General features: G+C 63.2%; 16 protein-coding genes and 1 tRNA gene. 7 read left to right on the top strand and 10 right to left on the bottom strand.

What is annotated here, in order from left to right; all coding sequences use genetic code 11:
* Positions 1–115: 115 nt before the first annotated feature.
* The 3 genes from truA to def all read right to left on the bottom strand — a co-directional run bounded on the left by truA (position 116) and on the right by def (position 2,572).
* Positions 116–967 (bottom strand): tRNA pseudouridine(38-40) synthase TruA, encoded by an 852-nt coding sequence (truA, locus tag B7G66_RS16055; protein ID WP_003618104.1) that lies wholly within the window; start codon positions 965–967, stop codon positions 116–118.
* Positions 964–1,890 carry a methionyl-tRNA formyltransferase gene (gene fmt, locus B7G66_RS16050; RefSeq protein ID WP_003618106.1) on the bottom strand — a complete coding sequence of 309 codons (927 nt, stop codon included), beginning with the start codon at positions 1,888–1,890 and terminating at the stop codon, positions 964–966. The genes truA and fmt overlap by 4 nt, the downstream gene beginning before the upstream one ends.
* Positions 1,891–2,029: 139 nt before the next feature.
* Positions 2,030–2,572, bottom strand: coding sequence for a peptide deformylase (gene def, locus B7G66_RS16045; RefSeq protein WP_003618107.1), 543 nt, complete (start codon positions 2,570–2,572; stop codon positions 2,030–2,032).
* Between the two features lie 257 nt (positions 2,573–2,829).
* Between def and B7G66_RS16040 the strand changes: the two genes are divergently transcribed.
* Positions 2,830–3,297: an Hsp20 family protein gene (locus tag B7G66_RS16040; protein WP_003618109.1), complete on the top strand. Its 468-nt coding sequence runs from the start codon at positions 2,830–2,832 to the stop codon at positions 3,295–3,297.
* Between the two features lie 40 nt (positions 3,298–3,337).
* Complete coding sequence (locus tag B7G66_RS16035; RefSeq protein WP_003618111.1) at positions 3,338–3,646, top strand: DUF1150 family protein; 309 nt, start codon at positions 3,338–3,340, stop codon at positions 3,644–3,646.
* Between the two features lie 61 nt (positions 3,647–3,707).
* On the opposite strand, the gene hpf is transcribed toward B7G66_RS16035, so the two are convergent.
* From hpf to B7G66_RS16000, 7 genes are all read right to left on the bottom strand, one after another.
* Positions 3,708–4,343: a ribosome hibernation-promoting factor, HPF/YfiA family gene (hpf, locus tag B7G66_RS16030; RefSeq protein ID WP_003618113.1), complete on the bottom strand. Its 636-nt coding sequence runs from the start codon at positions 4,341–4,343 to the stop codon at positions 3,708–3,710.
* Positions 4,344–4,615: 272 nt separating this feature from the next.
* A complete protein-coding gene (lptB, locus tag B7G66_RS16025; RefSeq protein WP_003618115.1) occupies positions 4,616–5,422 on the bottom strand; it encodes an LPS export ABC transporter ATP-binding protein in 807 nt (268 codons plus the stop codon).
* Entirely contained in the window at positions 5,419–6,429 is a 1,011-nt protein-coding gene (locus B7G66_RS16020; RefSeq protein ID WP_456306326.1) for a hypothetical protein, read from the bottom strand. Before B7G66_RS16020 ends, lptB begins: the two co-directional genes overlap by 4 nt.
* Before the next feature lie 455 nt (positions 6,430–6,884).
* Positions 6,885–7,694 carry an LPS export ABC transporter periplasmic protein LptC gene (lptC, locus tag B7G66_RS16015; protein WP_141312874.1) on the bottom strand — a complete coding sequence of 270 codons (810 nt, stop codon included), beginning with the start codon at positions 7,692–7,694 and terminating at the stop codon, positions 6,885–6,887.
* Positions 7,695–7,783: 89 nt separating this feature from the next.
* Positions 7,784–8,785 (bottom strand): KpsF/GutQ family sugar-phosphate isomerase, encoded by a 1,002-nt coding sequence (locus B7G66_RS16010; protein ID WP_225578852.1) that lies wholly within the window; start codon positions 8,783–8,785, stop codon positions 7,784–7,786.
* A 132-nt stretch (positions 8,786–8,917) separates the two neighbouring features.
* Positions 8,918–9,565: a ribonuclease D gene (locus B7G66_RS16005; protein ID WP_003618124.1), complete on the bottom strand. Its 648-nt coding sequence runs from the start codon at positions 9,563–9,565 to the stop codon at positions 8,918–8,920.
* A gap of 317 nt (positions 9,566–9,882) precedes the next feature.
* Positions 9,883–9,969, bottom strand: a tRNA-Leu gene (locus B7G66_RS16000).
* A gap of 252 nt (positions 9,970–10,221) precedes the next feature.
* Between B7G66_RS16000 and B7G66_RS15995 the strand changes: the two genes are divergently transcribed.
* The 5 genes from B7G66_RS15995 (at position 10,222) to B7G66_RS15975 (ending at position 20,780) form a co-directional block, all read left to right on the top strand.
* The gene (locus B7G66_RS15995) at positions 10,222–11,187 is read left to right on the top strand and encodes a complex I NDUFA9 subunit family protein (protein ID WP_003618128.1); all 966 of its coding nucleotides are present in this window, start codon (positions 10,222–10,224) and stop codon (positions 11,185–11,187) included.
* A 161-nt stretch (positions 11,188–11,348) separates the two neighbouring features.
* Positions 11,349–12,803: an NAD(P)-dependent oxidoreductase gene (locus tag B7G66_RS15990; RefSeq protein WP_003618130.1), complete on the top strand. Its 1,455-nt coding sequence runs from the start codon at positions 11,349–11,351 to the stop codon at positions 12,801–12,803.
* Positions 12,804–12,808: 5 nt separating this feature from the next.
* Positions 12,809–17,347 carry a glutamate synthase large subunit gene (gene gltB, locus B7G66_RS15985; protein ID WP_003618132.1) on the top strand — a complete coding sequence of 1,513 codons (4,539 nt, stop codon included), beginning with the start codon at positions 12,809–12,811 and terminating at the stop codon, positions 17,345–17,347.
* Positions 17,348–17,566: 219 nt separating this feature from the next.
* Positions 17,567–19,414, top strand: coding sequence for a M3 family oligoendopeptidase (locus tag B7G66_RS15980; RefSeq protein ID WP_040511609.1), 1,848 nt, complete (start codon positions 17,567–17,569; stop codon positions 19,412–19,414).
* Positions 19,395–20,780 (top strand): ABC1 kinase family protein, encoded by a 1,386-nt coding sequence (locus B7G66_RS15975; RefSeq protein ID WP_040510482.1) that lies wholly within the window; start codon positions 19,395–19,397, stop codon positions 20,778–20,780. The genes B7G66_RS15980 and B7G66_RS15975 overlap by 20 nt, the downstream gene beginning before the upstream one ends.
* The last annotated feature ends 165 nt before the right edge of the window (positions 20,781–20,945 follow it).

Below are 20,945 nucleotides of genomic sequence, written 5' to 3'. Positions count from 1 at the left end.
AAGGCGGCACCCAAAAACTTTTCTTTTTATCAATGATTTGTTTTCAAACGGTCTCTCAGGGCTTAACTGACGACACGCCGTAGCCCTCTGGGGCCTTGTCATCGGGTGTGCGGCGTTATTTCGCGAACGGGTCTTCGGGGTAGGCCACGCCGGTCAGGTACAGCCCTTCCGCCGGGGCCGTCGGGCCACCGGCGCGGCGATCACACGCCGCCAGCGCCTGTCCCACCCGTTCGACCGACCAGCTTCCTTCGCCCACCATCTTGAGGGTTCCGGTCATGTTGCGCACCTGATGATGCAGGAAGGCGCGGGCTTCTGTCACAATGACGATCTCCTCCCCCTCCCGATGGATATCCAGCCTGTCGAGTGTGCGGACCGGGCTTTTCGCCTGACAGGCAGAGGCACGGAACGTGGTGAAATCATGCCGTCCAATCAGGAATTGCGCGGCCTGGCGCATCAGGTCCACATCCAGCGGCTGGCGTACGTGCCACACACGTCCTTCGTCCAGTGTGGGGCGGGCGCTGCGGTTGATGATGCGATAGCGGTAGGATCGCAGGATGGCGGAGAAACGGGCGCTCCAGTTCGGCAGGACGGGACGCGCGATCAGGATGGCCACACGGTGCGGCTTCATGTGGTAATTCAGTGCGTCGCGCACTGCGGTGCTGCTTAATGGAATGTCATCGGGGAAATCCAGGTGCGCGACCTGCCCGGTGGCATGTACGCCGGAATCGGTGCGTCCGGCGGTGATGCTGATGACGGGACGGCCACCGGTCAGGCGCGTGGCGGCTGCCTCCAGCACGCCCTGGACCGAGGTCAGGCCCGACGCCTGACGTTGCCAGCCGACAAAGTCACGCCCGTCATATTCGATCCTGACCGCCCAGCGACGTATGTTTTTCGGTGCTTTGGCACGGGGGGGGACAAATCCGGGTGGCAGTCCCCCCCATGCGGGGGGTGTGGTTTCGTCGTTCATGGCTGGGGCAGGTCGAAACGGGTGCCTGTAGGCACAGCCTGTCCACGCAGGAAGGCGTCGGCCTCCATCATGCCGCGTCCGGGGCGTTGCAGGCGTGTGATCCGCAGGGTCGTGCCATTCCCGCAGGCAACCAGCAGGCGGTCGTCCACGATCGTGCCCGGCGCCGCTGTGGTGGGGGTGGGGTCCATCGTAACGGCCCCGATCTTGATCGTCTCCCCCGCCAGCAGGGTGAAGGTACCGGGCCATGGCGTCATGGCGCGCACCTGCCGGTCCAGCATATCAGCAGGTCTGTCCCACCGCAGGCGCCCATCCTCGCGCGTCAGGCGCGCGGCATAGGTCACGCCCTCTTCCGGCTGCGGACGGGGGGGCGGGATAGTACGCAGGGTCTCGACCACAAGGCGTGCGCCCATGGCGGCAAGGTCGTCATGCAGGCTGGTTGCCGTGGTACGCGGGGTAAGGGCGACGCGGCCTTCGCACAGCATCGCACCGGTATCCAGCCCCGCATCCATCTGCATGATGGTCACGCCACTTTCACGGTCTCCCGCCAGGATCGCCGCCTGTATCGGGGCCGCCCCGCGCCAGCGTGGCAGCAGGCTGGCATGGATGTTGAGGCATCCATGCGCGGGCGAATCAAGCATGGCGACCGGCAGGATCAGCCCATAGGCCGCGACCACTGCCGCATCGAGTCGCAGTGCGGTGAAATGATCGTGTTCCGCCGTATCGCGACGCAGCGACAGGGGCGTGCGCACTGCGATCCCCAATTCCTGCGCCGCGACATGCACGGGCGACGGGCGTTCCTTCTTGCCCCGGCCGGCGGGGCGGGGGGGCTGTGTATAGACCACGACAATTTCATGTCCGGCGGCGTGCAGGGCCTGCAGGGCCGGTACGGCAAAGTCGGGGGTTCCCATGAAGGCAAGGCGCATGATGTCGTTCCATCGGGGGAAAGCGCGCCGGGTGATGCCGCGGGGGCAAGCCCATGGGCGCGGGAAGGTCGCACGGCGGGCGCGCCACGCGCCACGTCACCGGGCGTGTGGCCGTCGCAGGGGCAAGTCGCAGGGGCAATCAGTGCCTGAGCCGCTGTTCCTTGGCCAGGCGGCGCATGATCATGTTGCGTTTGAGTGCGGAGAGGTGATCGACGAACAGGATTCCCTCCAGATGGTCGATCTCGTGCTGGATGCAGGTGGCAAGCAGGCCGTCCACCTCGATCTCGTGGCGTTTGCCCTCCAGATCCTGATACCGCACGCGCACGCTTTCGGGGCGGGCCACCTCGGCATACTGGTTGGGAAGCGACAGGCACCCCTCTTCGCGCACGGACATGGTTTCGGTTTCGGCGATGATGTCGGGATTAATCAGCACCATCGGGTTGCGTGCCTCGTCCTTGTCGGCAACATCCACAAGGGCAAAGCGCAGGCCAAGGCCAACCTGTGGCGCGGCAAGGCCGATGCCGGGGGCCTTGTACATCGCGGCGAACATGCGCGGTATGGCTTCGCGCAGTTGTGCGGTGTCCTCGGGGCGGACAAGGCGCGTTTTCTGACGGAGGATCGCCTGCGGGGCGACAAGGATCGGCATCGGCGTGGCCGCTGCAATGACATCTTGATCTATCATGTTCGCGATTTAGCGATCCTGCGCCCCGGATGCCAGAGGTTCCATGCGCCATGGGGCGTGTTTTTACCATGTATGCCCATTTTCATGCCCGTGCTTTTGTTCCCGGCTGTGGCGCCCGGGGGACAGTTCCCTTGCACGCCGGCGCGGATGTCCCATATCGTGGGACAGGGTGGATGCCGTGACGGGTCCATCCCTTGTTATCGTCTCGCTCTGGAATTGAGGAGGCCTGAGTGTCGGGAAGAGTGTTCGGATCCCCCATGTTTCTTGGTTTTGATCATCTGGAACAGATGCTGGAACGTGCATCCAAGAATGCGTCGGACGGGTATCCGCCATACAACATAGAACAGGTCAGCCCCACGACCCTGCGTATTACGCTGGCGGTGGCGGGGTTCATGATGGATGATCTGCATATCACCCAGGAAGACAACCAGCTGGTGATCCGCGGACGCCAGGGGGATGACGGGCAGGGGCGCGTGTTCCTGCACCGTGGCATTGCCGCACGGCAGTTCCAGAAGGCCTTTGTCATGGCCGAGGGGATCGAGATCGGCGGCGCATGGATGGATAATGGCCTGTTGCACATAGAACTGCACCGGCCCCAACCCGAAGTGCGGGTGCGCAAGATCGAGATCGCGAAAGGTCCGTCAATCCTTGATCGCGGTGCGCCGGTCGTTGATGTCCCCGGCATGCGCAAGCAGCATGTCGTGCGGGTGATTGATGATGAATGAGGGGGGAAGGCCGTCCACCCATGTTATCATGTAAATGCGAATGGCGTCCCCAGGGGCGTTTTCGCGGCTGCTGGAGGGCATGCAATTGAGGACAACACTCCGTAACGGTCGGATCGTGCCATGCGAAACGGGCAACAGCCTGCCGATGGATGTGCATACGCTGAGCGATAGCCAGATGCGTGCGCTGGGAATGGAATATGTGGCGTACATAAAGGAAGTCGTCGTGGATGGGGAGGAAGCGTTCGCCATCCATGCCGCGGACGGTACGCCCATGGCCCTGACGCCGGATCGCGACATGGCGATTACCGCCGTGCTGGAACATGAAATGGTGCCCGCACTGGTTCACTGAACCTGTCGCCCGCATCGCCTGATGGCCGCCCCGTTTTTCGATGGGGCGGCCTTTTTCATGGCTATGCGCGGCCCGAAGGGTCAAGCCAGCCGATATTGCCGTCGTCGCGGCGGTAAATGATATTGATCTCGTCGCTGCTGCTATTGCGGAACATCATCAGTTTCACATCCGCAAGGTCGAGTCGCATGACCGCTTCACTGACACTCAGCGTTGCGATGTCGGTCGGGCGCTCGGCGATGATGGTGGCATACGGACCTGCCCCACCCAACGCAGGGTCCGTATCCTCGTCCATGCCATCGGTGGAGGCCGCCTGACGCCCATCCTCACGCGCGGGGATGTCCCCCCCCGGACGCAGGACATAGCTGCGCCCCATTTCCGTCGGGACGGTGCGCGACCGCAGGTGCCCGTGGTTGGTTGCCTTGCGGTGATAGCGGCGCAGGCGCTTGGCGATATGTTCGGCGGCGTCATCAAACGCGCCATGGGCGTCCGCGGCCTCGCCCTCGCCACGCAGTGTCAGTCCACGCGATGCATGGAGGTTGATGTCGCAGGTAAAGAATGAACGCGCACGGCTGAAGGTGACGCGGGCTTCCATCGCCTGTCCAAAGTATTTTTCCGAAATGCGGTCCAGATGATCGGTTACGCGGTATTTCAGGGCGTCAGACAGGTCGATCTGCTTGCCAGCAACGCTGATGTGCATAAGGGACCACTCCTTGTTATTGCCAAGGAAGCCACGTGCAGAGACGGAAACAGGCGATGGGCCATTATCGTATCAGGTCTGGAAATCCCCGCTCCGTATGCACGGCCTGCCCTGGCGTCAGGTTCACTCTGTTGCACCAGTTCCGACCCTCACTGTGGTGAAGGCCGGAAACTCCATTGGACATATTTGGGGTGGCGCTGTCCATTCCTTCTTTGCATGCAAGGCGGCATGTTTTTCGATGCAACCTGTGTCCTGTGCTCAGATGGCTGGAATCAGAGGGTAAATTTTTCCCCAAGATAAACACGGCGGACGTCCTCGTTGGCGACGATTTCCTCTGGCCTGCCCTCGGTCAGGACCTGTCCGCTATGCATGATATAGGCACGGTCGATCACTTCGAGTGTCTCGCGCACGTTATGGTCGGTAATCAGCACGCCGATGCCCCGATCCTTGAGATGGGCGACAAGGTCGCGGATCTCGCCCACTGCGATGGGGTCGATCCCCGCAAGCGGTTCGTCAAGGAGGATGTAATGCGGCTGGCTGGCGAGTGCGCGCGCGATCTCCAGACGTCGGCGTTCCCCGCCCGACAGCGCAAGCGAGGGAGAGTGGCGCAGTCGTGTGATACCGAATTCACCAAGCAGCCCGTCCAGCATCGTCTGCCGCCGGTCCGCGTCGGGTTCGACGATTTCCAGCGCGGCCATGATGTTCTGTTCCACATTCAGGCCGCGAAAAATGCTCGATTCCTGCGGCAGGTAGCCAATTCCCATGCGTGCGCGGCGATACATCGGAAGCTGCGTGATATCCGCGCCATCAAGTGTGATGGTGCCGATATCGGGACGCACCAGCCCCACAATCATGTAAAAGCTGGTGGTCTTGCCCGCGCCATTGGGGCCGAGCAGGCCCACCGCCTCGCCCCGCTGCACCTGAAGCGAGACGTCACGCACGACCGAACGCTTGCGATAGCTCTTGCCGATGCCACTGGCGATCAGGCCCCCGCCCGGTATCGTGTCGGGTGTGCCGGATGCGCCGGGGGCCGGGACGGGGGTGGCGGATGCGGACAGGGCAGCGTCGGACATATTCATTTCGTGGTTCCCTTGTTGCCGGTTCCGGCCTGGTTGGGCACGACAAGCCCGCTGACGCGCGATCCCGGCGTGTCCGTCAGGGTGGCGATACCCGTGCGCATGTTCACGATCGCGGCGGCGCCGCTGATCTGGTTCAACCCGCGAGAGATGTGGACATTGCCCACGATCCGCGCGATTGCGCTGTCGGGGACATAAACGCCCCGATCGCCGGTGACGGCCTCGCTTTGTGTGCGGATCAGGATATGGCCAAAGGCATCAACACGGTCGATTGCGCCCGCGCCGCCTGCGTCATGTCCGGCCTGCGTGTGCGGTGGGCGGGCCGTCTTTGGCCGGTCATAGCCCACCAGAATATCGGCGCGCATCTGCCTGCCGTCATTGGTGGTCAATGTGGCGTCGCCCCGGCTGACGGACATATGGTCGCGTGAATGGTATTCCACCGTGTCACGCGCCGTCAGGATATCCTGCGGGGTGGTCATCTTCATGTTCTTGCCGGTCATGACCAGCACGGCCTGGTCCATGTCATACACCGCCCTGTCGCCCCATGCCTGGTCGGTGTTGGTAAAGATATGGACATGTCCCACCGCTTCAAGGCGATAGACCTCGCTCCCGCCATTGCCGGGGGAGGAGTCGCCGGGGGCAGGGCCATTGTCATGACCCATGGCATGGGATGCAGGCCGGTCAGGGGGCGGTAGATCCTCTGGCAGCGTATCGGAATGGGTCACAAGGCTGGTATCGACATCAGGGTCGCCACCCGCCGCCTTGGGTGTTCCTGATGTCGCGGGTGTCACTGCCGGGGGCGTGGTGACAGGTGCGCCGCCCGGCTGCGTGGCAGGTGCGGGAACAGCTGATGGGCTGTTCACGGGGGAGGCAGCGGAAACCGCCGTCGCCTGCCGGGGCTGCGCCGGGGCAGGGGCCTTGCCCGGTGATGTCGGATGCGCCCTGTCCGCCGGGTGCGTCGCCCGGATTGAGGCATCGGGGGGCGGGGCATCGGTGGCGGGGTCCTGCACCGCAGAAGATGACGGGTCGGCCTGCTGCGTGATCGGGGGCGATGATTGCGGGGATGCCGCGGATATGGCGGCGGGGCTCGCCCCGGGTGGCGTGACCCCGGATGCATTTCCAGAGGCATTGGCATTCCCGGACGCATTCCCTGATACATGTCCGGGCGCAGTCGCCGATATGGGGGCGGGCGTGGGGGCCTGTGCCGTGTGCGCGCCGGGCGTTTTCTTGCGATAATAGGCGATCAGGCGATCCGCGCGCACCGTGACATTGCCGCGCACGGCCTGTGCCCGGTCATAGGCCGTGACGGTCTGGGTATTCTGGTCCCAGTCGAACCCGCCCGCCGCCGTGATGCTGACCTGTCCGCCCTGCGACATATCCAGCCCCTGTGCAAGGGCCGGGGTGGTGCAGGCCGTGGCGAATGTCGCACCAGCAAGCAGCACGGAGGCGAGGGCATGCCCGCGCATCAGTGTTTTCCTCCGGCCGGTGACATGACGGGGGTTTTGACGGTGGTTTTGATTGGGGGGGTGATGGGGGTTCCGGTGGAAACCTGTGTGCCGGGGCCGTCTGCCGGGCCGCCATGCGTGGTGTTGAGAAGCAGGCGCCCCGGGCCACGGAACTGCATGATGCCATCGCGGATCAGCAGCATCGCCCCTTGCGTGTCAAGGACGCCGAACGGGCCTTCGGAATGGATCCAGCTATCGGACACGATGACGCCGTGTTTCATGTCAATATCCGCAGTAGGGCTGTACATGGTGGTTCCATCGCTACGATAAAGCATTACGTCCTGTGTCAGGTCCAGAAGCTGGCTATGCTGGATATAGACGCCATTGCGCGCCGTGACATAGACCCAGTTATTCGGTCCCAGCAGGGTATCGGCCTGCGGGGTGGTCAGGTCGATGCGTTCGGGGGAGATCTGGCGCGCCTCGCTTGCCGTCACCATGAAGGGATGGCCATGGTCGTCCACCCCGCGATAGGTGGCATTGAGCATGCTGCCACTCTTGACGCGTACATGCGACATCTGCGCCATCGTGCCACGATGCATGATGACCGCGCGTTCCACGGCGGGCCACGCCGCGATCGACCCCAGCAGCACCAGTGCGGTCAGCGGCAGCGCCCATTTGGCCGAACGCATGATCGCACGTCGCCGTGCAAGGTCGTTTGCGTTGGGCAAAAGCCGCTGCCGGATGGAGCGGGTATCGAAAATGCTGCGCTGCCGGGCGATATCTTCCGCCGAACGGGCGTAATCCTCGCGCTGTATGCCGCCCCCGGACATGTCCCCGTCGCGCGCAGCCGTGTCATCGGACGGCCGTGCCGACAGATCGTGGGCTGGATCGTGGGGGGGATCTTCGGGCGGCCTGTCGTTCATGCCACCCCGGCACGCAGCAGGTCATGGATATGCAGGATGCCGATCGGGTGGCGCTCAGCGTCCAGCACGAACAGGCTGGTGATCGGCCGTGGGCGGTCATTCATGATCCGCAGCGCATCCACCGCCAGTACATCGGGGCGGATCGTCTGCGGGTTCGTGTTCATGATGTCTGCGGCGCGGGTGCCGTCAATGTCCTGTTCCAGCGCGCGGCGCAGGTCGCCATCGGTAATCAGCCCCACCAGCGTGCCGTCATCACGGACCACACCCATGCAGCCAAAGGCCTTGTGCGTCATTTCCATGATGACCTGACGCAGCGGCAGATCGGCGGAGCCGAGCGGCATGCTCGGCCCGACATGCATCAGCGCGCGCACGTCACGCAACTGCGCCCCCAGGCGGCCACCGGGATGGAAGATCCCGAAATCATCCGCGCCAAAGCCGCGCTGTGTCAGCAGTACGATCGCCAATGCATCGCCCAGCGCGAGCTGCATGGTCGAACTGGTGGTGGGCGCCAGACCCATGGGGCAGGCCTCGGGCGTCTGGGGCAGGACCAGTGCGATGTCCGCCGCCCGCGCCAGGGTCGAATCGGCACGCGCGGTCATCGCGATCAGCAGCAGCCCGAACCGCCGCGCGTGCGAGACGATATCCGCCAGTTCCGATGTCTCCCCCGAATTGGACAGTGCAAGGATCGCATCCCCCGGCTGGAGCATGCCCAGGTCCCCGTGCGAGGCCTCGGCAGGGTGGACGAAAATCGACGGTGTCCCGGTGGAGGCCAGGGTGGACTGGATCTTGCGCCCGATATGCCCCGATTTGCCAATGCCCGTCACCACGACCCGCCGCGCGGGCATCGACAGGGCCTTTACCGTGCGGATGAACGCCAGCCCGAGGTCGGATGCCCCCATGCCCTCATGCGCCGGGCCAAGCGCCTGGCGCAGCGCATCCATCATGCGCGCCAAACCGTCGCACTCGGTCTGCAGGACCTTGCATGCCGATTCGATCATATCGGTCTGGTCCGTGCTGACGGGACCATGGTTCGGATGGGGCTGGAGGCTGTCGGTCATGCCTGTTGTTTTCTGTATTGCCGTCAATGGCGCCCCGCGCGCATCGGGGCTGGTGGGGGAATGGTGCGGGTTTCAGGCCGCCCGGTGGGCGAACAGGTCCGGGTCCTCGTAACCAAGGATGTCGAGCCGTGCGCGCGTGGGCATGAAGTCATAGCACGCCTGTGCCAGTTCGCGCCGCCCCTCACGCACCAGCAGCGCCTCCAGCCGTGCCCACAGCGCATGGAGGTACAGCACGTCCGATGCGGCATAGGTCATCTGTTCAGGGGTCAGGTCCGGTGCGCCCCAATCGGAACTCTGCTGCTGCTTGCTGAGTTCCACCCCAAGCAGTTCGCGGCACAGGTGGGCCAGCCCATGACGTTCGGTATAGGTCCGCACAAGCTTTGACGCGATCTTGGTACAGATGCACGGCGCGACCGTGATGCCGAAAGTATATTGCAAGATGGCAACGTCAAACCGCGCGAAATGCATCAGCTTCGTCACGGACGGGTCCGTCAGCACCGCGAGCATGTTCGGGAAATCCGCTGCCGTGGCCCCCGCCGGAACCTGTACCAGGTGGGCATGCCCGTCACCATCCGACAGTTGTACAAGGCACAGCCGGTCGCGGTGGGGATTGAGGCCCATCGTTTCCGTATCGACGGCAACCGCACCCGAAAAAACCACATCATGGGGCAGGTCGCCACGATGGAAATGGATGGTGTCGGGAACGGTGGTCTGTGGCATCGGGGGTCGTGCTCCGTAACGGTGTCTGTCCGTGGCATGCAGCGTGGAGCGGCAGGCGGTATTTCCGGCGGTGCGGGACAGCAAGGCCCGGACCCAGGGCACGCCGCGCCACCGTTGGCCTCCAGCCAGCATGATGCCGACAGGGTTAACATTGTCGCGGTTTACACGAAATTTGTATCGGGAACAGGGGGGATTGATGCGAACGTCCAACTATTTGGGACTTTGGACGGCCCATGGCCATCCGATTGCATCGGGAGGGAAATCCCTACCGGGTATGTCCCGGTAGGATTTGTCCTGATTTTTCTTTGGAAAAATCCTGGTGCCCAGAAGAAGACTCGAACTTCCACGACCTTGCGGCCACAGGTACCTGAAACCTGCGCGTCTACCAATTCCGCCATCTGGGCTCAGAGGCTCCCCGTTGCCGGGGTGGTGTGAGGCGGTTTCTAGTCCGGGTTGTCGCGGTGGTCAACAGGGGTTTGCGTATTTTTTTGAATTTGATGGTGTTTTTTGAAACAGGGCGCGGAAAACCGCCCTTTTTCCCATGTGGGCATGGACATGTGGGAATGACGTGCATGCGTGGCGACGCTGGCCCATGATGGTGGTTCCACCATCGCTGCATCGGGGGGATGGGCGTTCAGGTCAGGAAGGGGTGTCGGATGGATATTCGCAAGGTCGCAACGGTATTTGGCGGGACAGGCTTCGTGGGGCGGTATGTGGTCGCGCGGCTGGCGCGGGATGGCTATGTCGTGCGCGTCGCCTCCCGCCGTCCGGACCGGGCGGCGGGGATGCGTCTGTTTGGCGATGTGGGGCAGGTCGTCCCGCTCTATGCTTCCGTGCTTGAGGAACGTTCCAGCGTTGCTGCAATCGAAGGCAGCGACCTTGTCGTCAATCTTGTCGGGATACTGGCGCCTGGGCGGCATGCCGGTTTCACGGCAGTGCATGTTGATGCGGCCGCCCGTGTGGCGCGGCTGTGTGCATCGGCCGGTGTGGGGGCGCTTGTGCATATGTCGGCCATCGGCGCGGACCCCGATGGCATCTCTGACTATGGCCGCAGCAAGGGGCGGGGCGAGGTCGAGGTACAGCGCCATATGGCGGAGGCGGTGATCGTGCGCCCGTCCATCATTTTCGGGGCGGAGGATCATTTTACCAACATGTTCGCCGCCATGGCGCGCTACCTGCCGGTCATGCCGGTCTATGGCGGGATGACGCGATTCCAGCCCGTCCATGTGGCAGACGTGGCAGAGGCGATCCGCCGCATTGCGCGTGGCCTCGGCCGGGGTGCGGGCGTGGTGGAGGGAAGTTCCGCAGAAGATATTTTTGCAGGGAGTATTTTCGAACTTGGTGGCCCGCGTGTGTGGCGCATGCAGGACATGGTGCGCTGGATCATGCGCGCGGCAGGACATCCCCGTCGTGTCTTCGCCGTGCCGCCCTGGCTGGCGCGGATACAGGCATCATGCCTTGAACACCTGCCGGGCAGGATGCTGACACGCGATCAGTTGTCCATGCTCTATGTCGATAATGTGGTGGCGCCGGGGATGCGTGGCCTTGCGCATCTGGGGATTTCGCCGCTTTCGCTGGAAATTGCCGTACCACAATATCTTGCCCGTTTTCGTTCGGCCTGACCCTGGGGTGGGTTTTGCGGCCCATGCGGCGAGATTTTGCCGATTTTTCGCAAAAAGGTCAGTAATGCTGTCTTTTATTTGCGCCGTGGCTTGCGTAGGTGTGGCTCAACCCGGGCGCGCAGGGGTGCGCCCGCATGTTTTCAGACCCAAGGGGCAGGCCAATGGCAGAGCGCATGCTGAAATTCGTCTCCGTGGCGCAGGAGCAGCCTGAAAAGCGGCCTGCGGACTCACGGCGTAAGGATTTCAATGAAATCTATGACGAACTGCCGCGCCAGCAGGCCGAAACACAGGCGTCACGCTGTTCACAGTGTGGGGTGCCGTTTTGTTCCGTACACTGTCCCCTGGGCAATAATATTCCCGACTGGCTGATGATGACGGCGGCCGGACGGCTGGAGGAAGCCTATGAAGTTTCCTCCGCCACCAACAACTTCCCCGAGATCTGTGGCCGCATCTGCCCGCAGGACCGCCTGTGCGAAGGTAACTGCGTGATCGAGCCGGGATTCGAAAGTGTTACCATCGGCGCGGTGGAACGCTTCATCACCGATACCGCGTTCGAACAGGGATGGGTCCAGCCCGTGCGTCCCGTGACCGAACGCACGCAGACGGTGGGCATTGTCGGGGCCGGTCCGGGTGGCCTTGCCGCGGCCGTGCAACTGCGTGAACTCGGCTTTCAGGTCCATGTCTATGACCGTTACGACCGTATCGGCGGGCTGATGATGTATGGCATCCCCGGTTTCAAGCTGGAGAAGGACATTGTCCTGCGCCGCCATCGCCTGCTTGAGGATTCTGGCGTCACCTTCCACCTTGGCGTGGGCATTGGCGATGTGGACGGGGATGGCACGATCGCATTTTCCACCCTGCGTGACCGCCATGACGCGGTGCTGATCGCCACGGGCGTGTACAAGTCGCGTGATATCGGTGGCCCCGGCGCGGGGCTTGGCGGGATCGTGCGCGCGCTTGATTACCTCACGGCGTCGAACCGTGTCTCCCTTGGTGACAGCGTGGCGGATTATGACAGTGGTGCGCTGAACGCCGCGGGCAAATCGGTGGTTGTGATCGGGGGGGGCGACACGGCGATGGATTGCGTGCGCACCGCCATCCGCCAGGGCGCGCGTTCGGTCAAATGCCTGTATCGCCGCGATCGCGCCAATATGCCCGGCTCCGTGCGGGAGGTGAAGAACGCGGAAGAAGAAGGGGTGGAGTTCGTCTGGCTCGCAGGGCCGGAGGCCTTCCTTGGCGATGCGCATGTGACCGGCGTGCGCGCCGTGCGCATGAAGCTTGGCCTGCCCGATGCCAGCGGCCGACAGTCGGTGGAACCGGTGGAAGGCAGCGCCTTTACGCTGGAGGCCGATCTTGTGGTCAAGGCGCTTGGCTTTGACCCCGAACCGCTGCCGACCCTGTGGGGGCAGCCCGACCTTGAGGTTTCGCGCTGGGGCACACTTATGGTGGACCGCCACAGCTTTATGACCAGCCTGCCCGGCGTGTTCGCCGCCGGTGATATCGTGCGCGGGGCCAGCCTTGTGGTGTGGGCCATCCGCGATGGACGCGACGCGGCGGCGCAGATGCACCGCTGGCTTGAGACCGCAGCGGCCGTGCGCGCCGAAGCGGCGGAGTGATGACAATGGACCAGCACACAGCACAGAACACGGCCCAGACCGAGGATTTCGTGCGCGAATGGCGCGACAATGCCGAGGCGATTTCCGGCCTGTATGACCCGACGCAGGAACATGATGCCTGTGGTGTCGGCATGGTTGCCGCCCTTGATGGCAAGCCGCGGCGCGACGTGGTGGAGGCCGGGATCGCGGCGCTTAAGGCGGTGTGGCACCGTGGCGCGGTCGATGCCGATGGCAAGACCGGCGACGGGGCGGGTATCCATGTGGAAATCCCGCAGGATTTCTTTGCCGATGCCATCCATATCGGCGGCGACGCCAGCGTGGACAGCCAGATCGCGGTGGGCATGATCTTCCTGCCCAAGACGGACATCGCGGCCCAGGAACGCTGCCGCCAGATCATCGAGAGCGAGATCCTTGCCTTCGGATATGCGATCTATGGCTGGCGCCAGGTGCCGATCAATACCGATTGCATCGGGGACAAGGCGAACGCCACCCGCCCCGAAATCGAACAGATCCTGATCCGCAACACGCCCGGCACGCAGGAGGATGCGTTCGAGCGTGACCTGTATGTCATCCGTCGCCGGATCGAAAAAAGCGCAATCGCCAATCAGGTGGACCTGTATGTGTGTTCCCTGTCGTGCCGGTCGCTGATCTACAAGGGCATGTTCCTTGCCGAGCACCTGACGGAGTTCTATCCCGACCTGCTCGACCCGCGTTTCGTCAGCCGCTTTGCGATCTATCACCAGCGTTATTCCACCAATACCTTCCCGACATGGAAGCTGGCGCAGCCGTTCCGCCGCCTGGCCCATAATGGGGAGATAAATACGATTTCCGGCAACGTCAACTGGATGAAAAGCCACGAGACGCGGTTGGCCGATCCTGTGCTTGACCCGTATATGGACGATCTCAAGCCCGTGGTGCAGGCGCAGGGGTCGGATACGGCGTGCCTTGATAACGTCTTTGAACTGCTGACCTTTGCCGGGCGCGATGCGCCGATGGCGCGCTGCCTGATGGTGCCTGCCAGCGTTGGCGGCAATTCCGCCATGCCGCAGCGGCACAAGGACATGTATTCCTACTGCAATGCGGTGATGGAGCCGTGGGACGGGCCGGCGGCGCTGTGTGCGACCGACGGGCGGTGGATGCTCGCCGGGCTTGACCGCAGTGGCCTGCGCCCCCTTCGCTATACCGTCACGTCAGGTGGTCTGCTGATCGTGGGGTCCGAAACCGGGATGGTCAAGGTGCCCGAGGCCGACATCGTCAGCCGTGGCCGCCTTGGGCCGGGGCAGTCGCTGGCCCTCGACCTTAAGGAAGCGAAGCTTTACAATAACGACCAACTGCTCGACCTGCTGTCCGCACGGCAGGATTTTGCCGGGTGGGTAAAGCGCACGCGCGACATTTCGTGCCTTGTGCGCACCAATAGCGGGGAAATCAGCCTCTATCAGGGCGAAAACCTGCGCCGTCGCCAGCTTGCGGTCGGCACCACACTTGAAGAGCTGGAGGTGATCCTCCAGCCGATGGTTGAAAACGCGGGCGAGGCCATCGGCTCGATGGGCGATGACACGCCACTTGCGGTGCTGTCCACGCGCTATCGCGGGTTGGCGCATTATTTCCGCCAGGCCTTCAGCCAGGTCACGAACCCGCCCATCGACAGCCTGCGTGAAACGCGGGTGATGAGCCTTGCGACGCGTCTGGGCAACCTTGGCAACATTCTTGAGGAAAGCGAGACGCAGTGCGACCTGCTCCAGCTTCCCAGTCCGGTCCTGACCACGGGTGAGTTCAAGGCGCTGCGGGAGTTCTGTGGCGAAAATGCCTGCGTCATCGACTGCACCTTTCCCGCGGCCGATGGGGAATCCGGCCTGCGTGAGGCCATCGCACGCATCCGCACGGAGGCCGAGGACCATGTCCGCCGTGGCTGCACCCATGTCTTCCTGACGGACGAACACCAGTCGGCCGAACGCGCCTATATCCCCATGATCCTTGCGACGGCGGCGGTGCATACGCACCTTGTGCGGCAGTCGCTGCGGACGTTCACCTCCCTTAACGTGCGTTCGGCGGGGGCGCTGGATGTCCATGCCATCGCGGTGACGATCGGGGTGGGGGCAACCACCGTCAATCCCTATCTGGCGCAGGAAAGCATCGCCGACCGCCACCGGCGCGGCCTGTTTGGCGACCTGTCCTTTGGGGACGCGGTGGAGCGTTACCGCAAGGCCGTCAATAAGGGCCTGCTGAAAATCATGTCCAAGATGGGCATTTCCGTCGTCTCTGCCTATCGCGGCGGTTATAATTTCGAGGCGATCGGGCTGTCACGCGCGCTGACGGCGGAATTCTTCCCCGGCATGCCCTCGCGCATCTCGGGCATCGGCCTGCTGGGCATTGCCCGCAATGTGCTGAGTTTCCATGAAAAGGCATGGGATCGCCAGATCGAATCCCTGCCGGTTGGTGGCCGCTACAAGCTGCGTCGCACTGGCGAGGTGCATGCCTTTGACGGCACGTTGATCCACATGCTGCAAACGGCGGTGGCAACCGACAGCTTCACCATCTATCAGCGTTATGCCGATGCGGTGCGTCGCCAGCCGCCGGTTGCGCTGCGTGATCTGCTGGATTTCCGTGGGGGGCGTACGCCCATCGCGGTGGAATCGGTCGAAAGCATCACCGAACTGCGCAAGCGCCTGATCGCGCCGGGTATCTCGCTTGGCGCACTCAGCCCCGAAGCGCATGAAACCCTGTCGATCGCGATGAACCGCATTGGCGCGAAATCGGATTCGGGTGAAGGCGGCGAAGATCCTGCCCGTGCGAAACCGCGCGCCAATGGGGACAATGCGTCCTCCGCGATCAAGCAGATTGCCTCGGGTCGTTTTGGTGTGACCGCGCAGTACCTCAATGACTGCCGCGAAATCGAGATCAAGATGGCGCAGGGCGCGAAACCGGGCGAGGGCGGGCAGCTTCCCGGCTTCAAGGTGACGGGCCTGATCGCGAAGCTGCGTCATGCGACGCCGGGGGTGACGCTGATTTCCCCCCCGCCGCACCATGACATCTATTCCATCGAGGATCTGGCGCAGCTCATATACGACCTCAAGCAGATCAACCCCGAGGCCACGGTGACTGTGAAGCTGGTCGCGCGTTCTGGCATCGGCACGATTGCCGCTGGCGTGGCAAAGGCGAAGGCGGATGCGATCCTGATTTCAGGCCATTCCGGCGGCACGGGCGCCAGCCCGCAATCTTCGGTCAAATATGCCGGCATGCCCTGGGAACTGGGCCTTGCGGAGGCGCACCAGGTGCTGATGCTCAACCGCCTGCGTCACCGGGTAAAGCTGCGCACCGATGGCGGGCTGAAGACCGGGCGTGACGTGGTGATCGCGGCCATGCTGGGGGCGGAGGAATTCGGCATCGGCACCGCAAGCCTTGTCGCCATGGGCTGCATCATGGTGCGCCAGTGCCATTCCAACACCTGTCCCGTGGGCGTGTGTACGCAAGACGATGATCTGCGCAAGAAGTTCGAAGGCACGCCGGAGAAGGTCATCAACCTGTTCTCCTTCATTGCCGAGGACGTGCGCAACATCCTTGCCTCGCTGGGCTTTGCGACGCTGAATGAGGTGATCGGCCGCACTGACCTGCTGCATCAGGTGCTGCGTGGCGCGGATTATCTTGATGATCTTGACCTTAATTCCCTGCTTGCGCAGGCGGATCCAGGGCCGCATGCGCGTTATTGCACGCGTGAAGGGCGCAACGAGGTGCCCGAGACGCTGGATGCGCAGATGATTGCGGATGCCCGCCCCCTGTTTGACCATGGGGAGAAGATGCAGCTGCAGTACAACGTGCAGAACACCCATCGCGCGATCGGCACACGCATTTCCTCGTTGATCGTGCGGCAGTTCGGCATGGACAAGCTGGTGCCCGGCCACCTGACGGTGCGCCTGCGTGGTTCGGCGGGGCAGTCGCTGGGGGCGTTCGCGGTGCAGGGGCTGAAGCTTGAGGTGCTGGGTGATGCCAACGATTATGTTGGCAAGGGCCTGTCGGGGGCGACGATCATCGTGCGGCAGTCACCTTCGTCGAACCTTGTGTCCAACGAAAACGCCATTATCGGCAATACCGTGCTGTATGGCGCCACGGCGGGTGCGCTATATGCGGCGGGACAGGCGGGCGAACGCTTTGCCGTGCGTAATTCCGGTGCGATCGGCGTGGTGGAGGGCTGTGGCTCCAACGGGTGTGAATACATGACCGGTGGCCTCGTGGTGATCCTGGGCGAGATCGGGGACAATTTCGGCGCGGGCTTTACCGGCGGCATGGCCTTTATCTATGACGCAAGCGGCACGTTCGAGGAACGGGTGAACCCCGATACCCTGACATGGACGCGGGTGAATGACCCGAAATGGGAAGCCACCCTGCGTGAGCAGGTGGAAACCCATGCACGTGAAACCAGCAGCCGCTATGCCGAACTTCTGTTGCATAACTGGGACAAGGTTCTGCCGCGTTTTTGGCATGTCGTACCGCGCGAATATGCCAAGGTGATTGGCTTTGCCCCTGCCGAACTGCCGCGCAGCGCCTGATACGCGCGTTACGCGACATTGGGAAACATGATGACAGGGCCGGGGATTTTCTTCCCGGCCCTGTCTGCTTTTGCGGCCTGCTTTTGCGACCTGTTTTCGCGGAATGTGGCATCAGGGGGTCGCACTGGCGGGGCAGAGGGACTAGATTCCCCGGTACTGGAACTCAGGGTCTGCGTGACGGTGTTGCGCGGGCCTGTTGCGATGACGGGTAATGGTCCGATGTCCGATCTGTATTTTTCCCATGCCTTCCCGCGCGGCGTGCGTGTGTCCTCCCCTGCCGAAGGGGGCGGGAGTGTCGCGTCCCCACATGACGGGGCCCTGCCGCGATGGGACCTGCGCGACCTGTATGACAGCCCCGAATCGCCACGTCTGCAGACGGACCTTGAACAGGCGGAAGAAGACGCCCGCGCATTCGCCGATGCGTGGCGTGGGCGTCTGGCGCAGGCCGACGGCGCGGCGGTGGCGTCGGCCATCGTTGAATATCAGCGGATTGACGAGGTGCTGGGCCGGGCCGCGTCCTATGCGCAGTTGCTGTTCGCCGCCAATTCTGCGGATGCGAAGATCGCGCGCTTCAGCCAGTCGGTGAATGAACGGCTGACGGCCATTTCCACGCACCTGCTGTTCTTTACGCTGGAAATGAACCGCATCCCCGATGATGTGATGGCGCGGCAGATGGCCGATCCCGCGCTGGCGCACTGGGCGCCGTTCATCCGCGACCTGCGCGTGTTCCGCCCGTATCAGCTCTCCGACGAGGTTGAATCTGTCCTGCATGAGAAATCCGTCACCGGGGCCGCCGCGTGGAACCGTCTGTTTGACGAGACGATGGCCAGCCTGCGTGTGCCGCTGGCGGGGGAGGAACTGACCCTTGGCGCGGCGCTTGATCGCATGTCCTCGCCCGATCGCATGGCGCGTGCGGATGCGGCCAGGGCGGTGGGGGCGACGTTGCAGGAACGTATCCGCCTGTTTTCGCTGGTGACGAACACGCTGGCGAAGGACAAGGCCATTACCGATACGCTGCGCCATTATCCGCGCCCGACCTCGGCGCGTAACTGTGCGAACATGGTGGAAGACGGTGTCGTCGATGCGCTGGTACAGGCCGTGACCGCGTCCTATCCACGCCTGTCGCACCGCTATTATGCGCTCAAGGCGAAATGGCTGGGGGTGGAAAAGCTTCAGTACTGGGATCGTAACGCCCCGCTGACGACGCAGGATGAACCGCTGATCCCATGGGCGGATGCGACCGCGCAGGTGCTTGGCGCGTATGAAGGGTTCGACCCGCGCATGGGGGAAATCGGCCGCCGGTTCTTTGACAATGCATGGATCGACGCGCCGCCGGTGCCGGGCAAGGCATCCGGCGCGTTTGCGCACCCGACCGTGCCGTCAGCGCATCCCTATCTCCTGCTGAATTATCGCGGGCGCACGCGTGATGTGATGACGCTGGCGCATGAACTGGGTCATGGGGTGCATCAGGTGCTGGCTGGCGCGCAGGGATACCTGATGTCGGGCACGCCGCTGACGCTGGCGGAAACGGCCAGCGTGTTTGGCGAAATGCTGACCTTCCGCGCGCTGCTGGATGCGCAGGCCGATCCCGCGCGCCGTCGCCTGATGCTTGCGGCGAAGGTGGAGGACATGCTCAACACCGTCGTGCGCCAGGTTGCGTTCTACCGCTTTGAAACGCTGGTGCATGAGGAGCGGCGCTCTGGCGAACTGCTGCCTGAACGCATTGGCGAAATCTGGCGCGAGACGCAGGCCGAAAGCCTTGGCCCAGCCTTTGAATTCACGCCCGATTACGATGTTTACTGGACATATGTGCCGCATTTCATCCATTCGCCATTCTACGTCTATGCCTATGCGTTTGGTGACTGTCTTGTGAACGCGCTGTATGATGTCTTTCAGTCCGGGCATCCGGGTTTTCAGGACAAGTATCTGGATATGTTGCGCGCGGGCGGGACAAAACGGCATCGCGAATTGCTGGCGCCGTTCGGGCTGGATGCGGCGGACCCCGGTTTCTGGAACCGGGGGCTGGATGTGATCGCCGGATTTATTGATGAACTGGAGCGTATCTGACGTGGCGGAAGAACGGGATCTCGATAACAGCGGGCTGTTTGGCGAATTTCGCCGCATGGTCCGTACCTCCGGCACGATGGGGGGAATCGCGGCCCGGATTGCCGGGCACAAGATGGGCTTCCGCTCTGACAAGGTGATGCATGCGGGGGATCTGAAGACCGCGCTTGGCGGTCTGAAGGGGCCGCTGATGAAGGGCGCGCAGCTTTTGTCCACCATCCCCGGCGCCCTGCCGGAGGAATATGCAACCGAACTGGCGCAGTTGCAGGCCAATGCCCCGGCGATGGGGTGGAATTTCGTGCGCCGGCGTATGGCCAGTGAACTTGGCCCCAACTGGGAACGTAATTTCCGCACCTTCGGGCGCGAGGCGTCCGCCGCCGCCAGCCTGGGGCAGGTGCATCACGCGGTGCTGCCCGATGGTCGCGTCGTGGCGTGCAAGCTGCAATATCCTGACATGAAGGCCACGGTCGAATCCGACCTGCGGCAGTTCCGCATGGCGGTTGGCCTGTTTTATCGCATCGACAGCACCATCCAGCAGGATGATGTGCTGGAGGAGCTTGAGGCGCGGCTTTACGAAGAGCTTGATTACACGCGTGAGGCGGCGAACATGCGGCTGTATCGCCTCATGCTGGCGGGATCACCCGATGTGACGGTTCCCGCCCCGATCGAGCCATTATGCACCCAGCGGCTGCTGACGATGCAATGGGTGGACGGGCGCGGCATTCAAAAGGTGCTCGATACCAATCCCGACCAGGAACAGCGCAACATGATGGCGCGTTCGCTGTTTCATGCATGGTATATCCCACTCTATCGTTATGGTGTCATCCATGGCGATCCGCACATGGGCAATTTCACCGTGCGCGACGATTATGGCATCAACCTGCTGGATTTCGGGGCGATCCGCATCTTCCCGCCTTCTTTTGTGCAGGGGATCATCGACCTGTACCGTGCGCTGGAAACCAATGACGAGGAACTGGCCTATCATGCCTATCAGGGCTGGGGCTTTGCCAACATGTCGCGTGAGACGATGCGTGTACTCAATGAATGGGCACGCTTCATCTATGAACCGCTGATGCAGGACCGTGTCCGCGCCATTCAGGAGGATAACGACCCGCAATATGGTCGTGCCGTGGCGGAAAAGGTCTATGCCGGCCTGAAACGCACCGGCGGCGTGCGCCCGCCACGTCCGTTCGTGCTGGTGGACCGTTCGGCCATCGGGCTGGGCAGTGTGTTCCTGCGGCTTCGGGCGCGGCTGAACTGGTATCGCCTGTTTCAGGAAATGATCGAGGATTTCGACAGCGCGAAGCTGGCGCAGCGACAGGCCGCCGTCGTGGCCGAGGCGCGTGTGCCCCCGCCGCTGGGTGATTGAGATGCCGCGTGATTGATGGTGGCCGACTTTAAGGGCGGCTGTCCGATGGTGATCGTTCGATGGTGATCGTTTGGGGGCGACTGTCCGGGGGCGCGGGTTGAGGGCGGTCGGCTGATGGTGGCGCGGGCGCCGCGATGGGGGGGGGGGCAATATTTTGGCGCCCGC

This window comes from Novacetimonas hansenii JCM 7643 (assembly GCF_000964405.1).
GTDB classification, from domain to species: domain Bacteria; phylum Pseudomonadota; class Alphaproteobacteria; order Acetobacterales; family Acetobacteraceae; genus Novacetimonas; species Novacetimonas hansenii.
The sequence above is the reverse complement of the archived record's forward strand: the minus strand, read 5'-3'. Positions and strand labels throughout refer to the sequence as shown.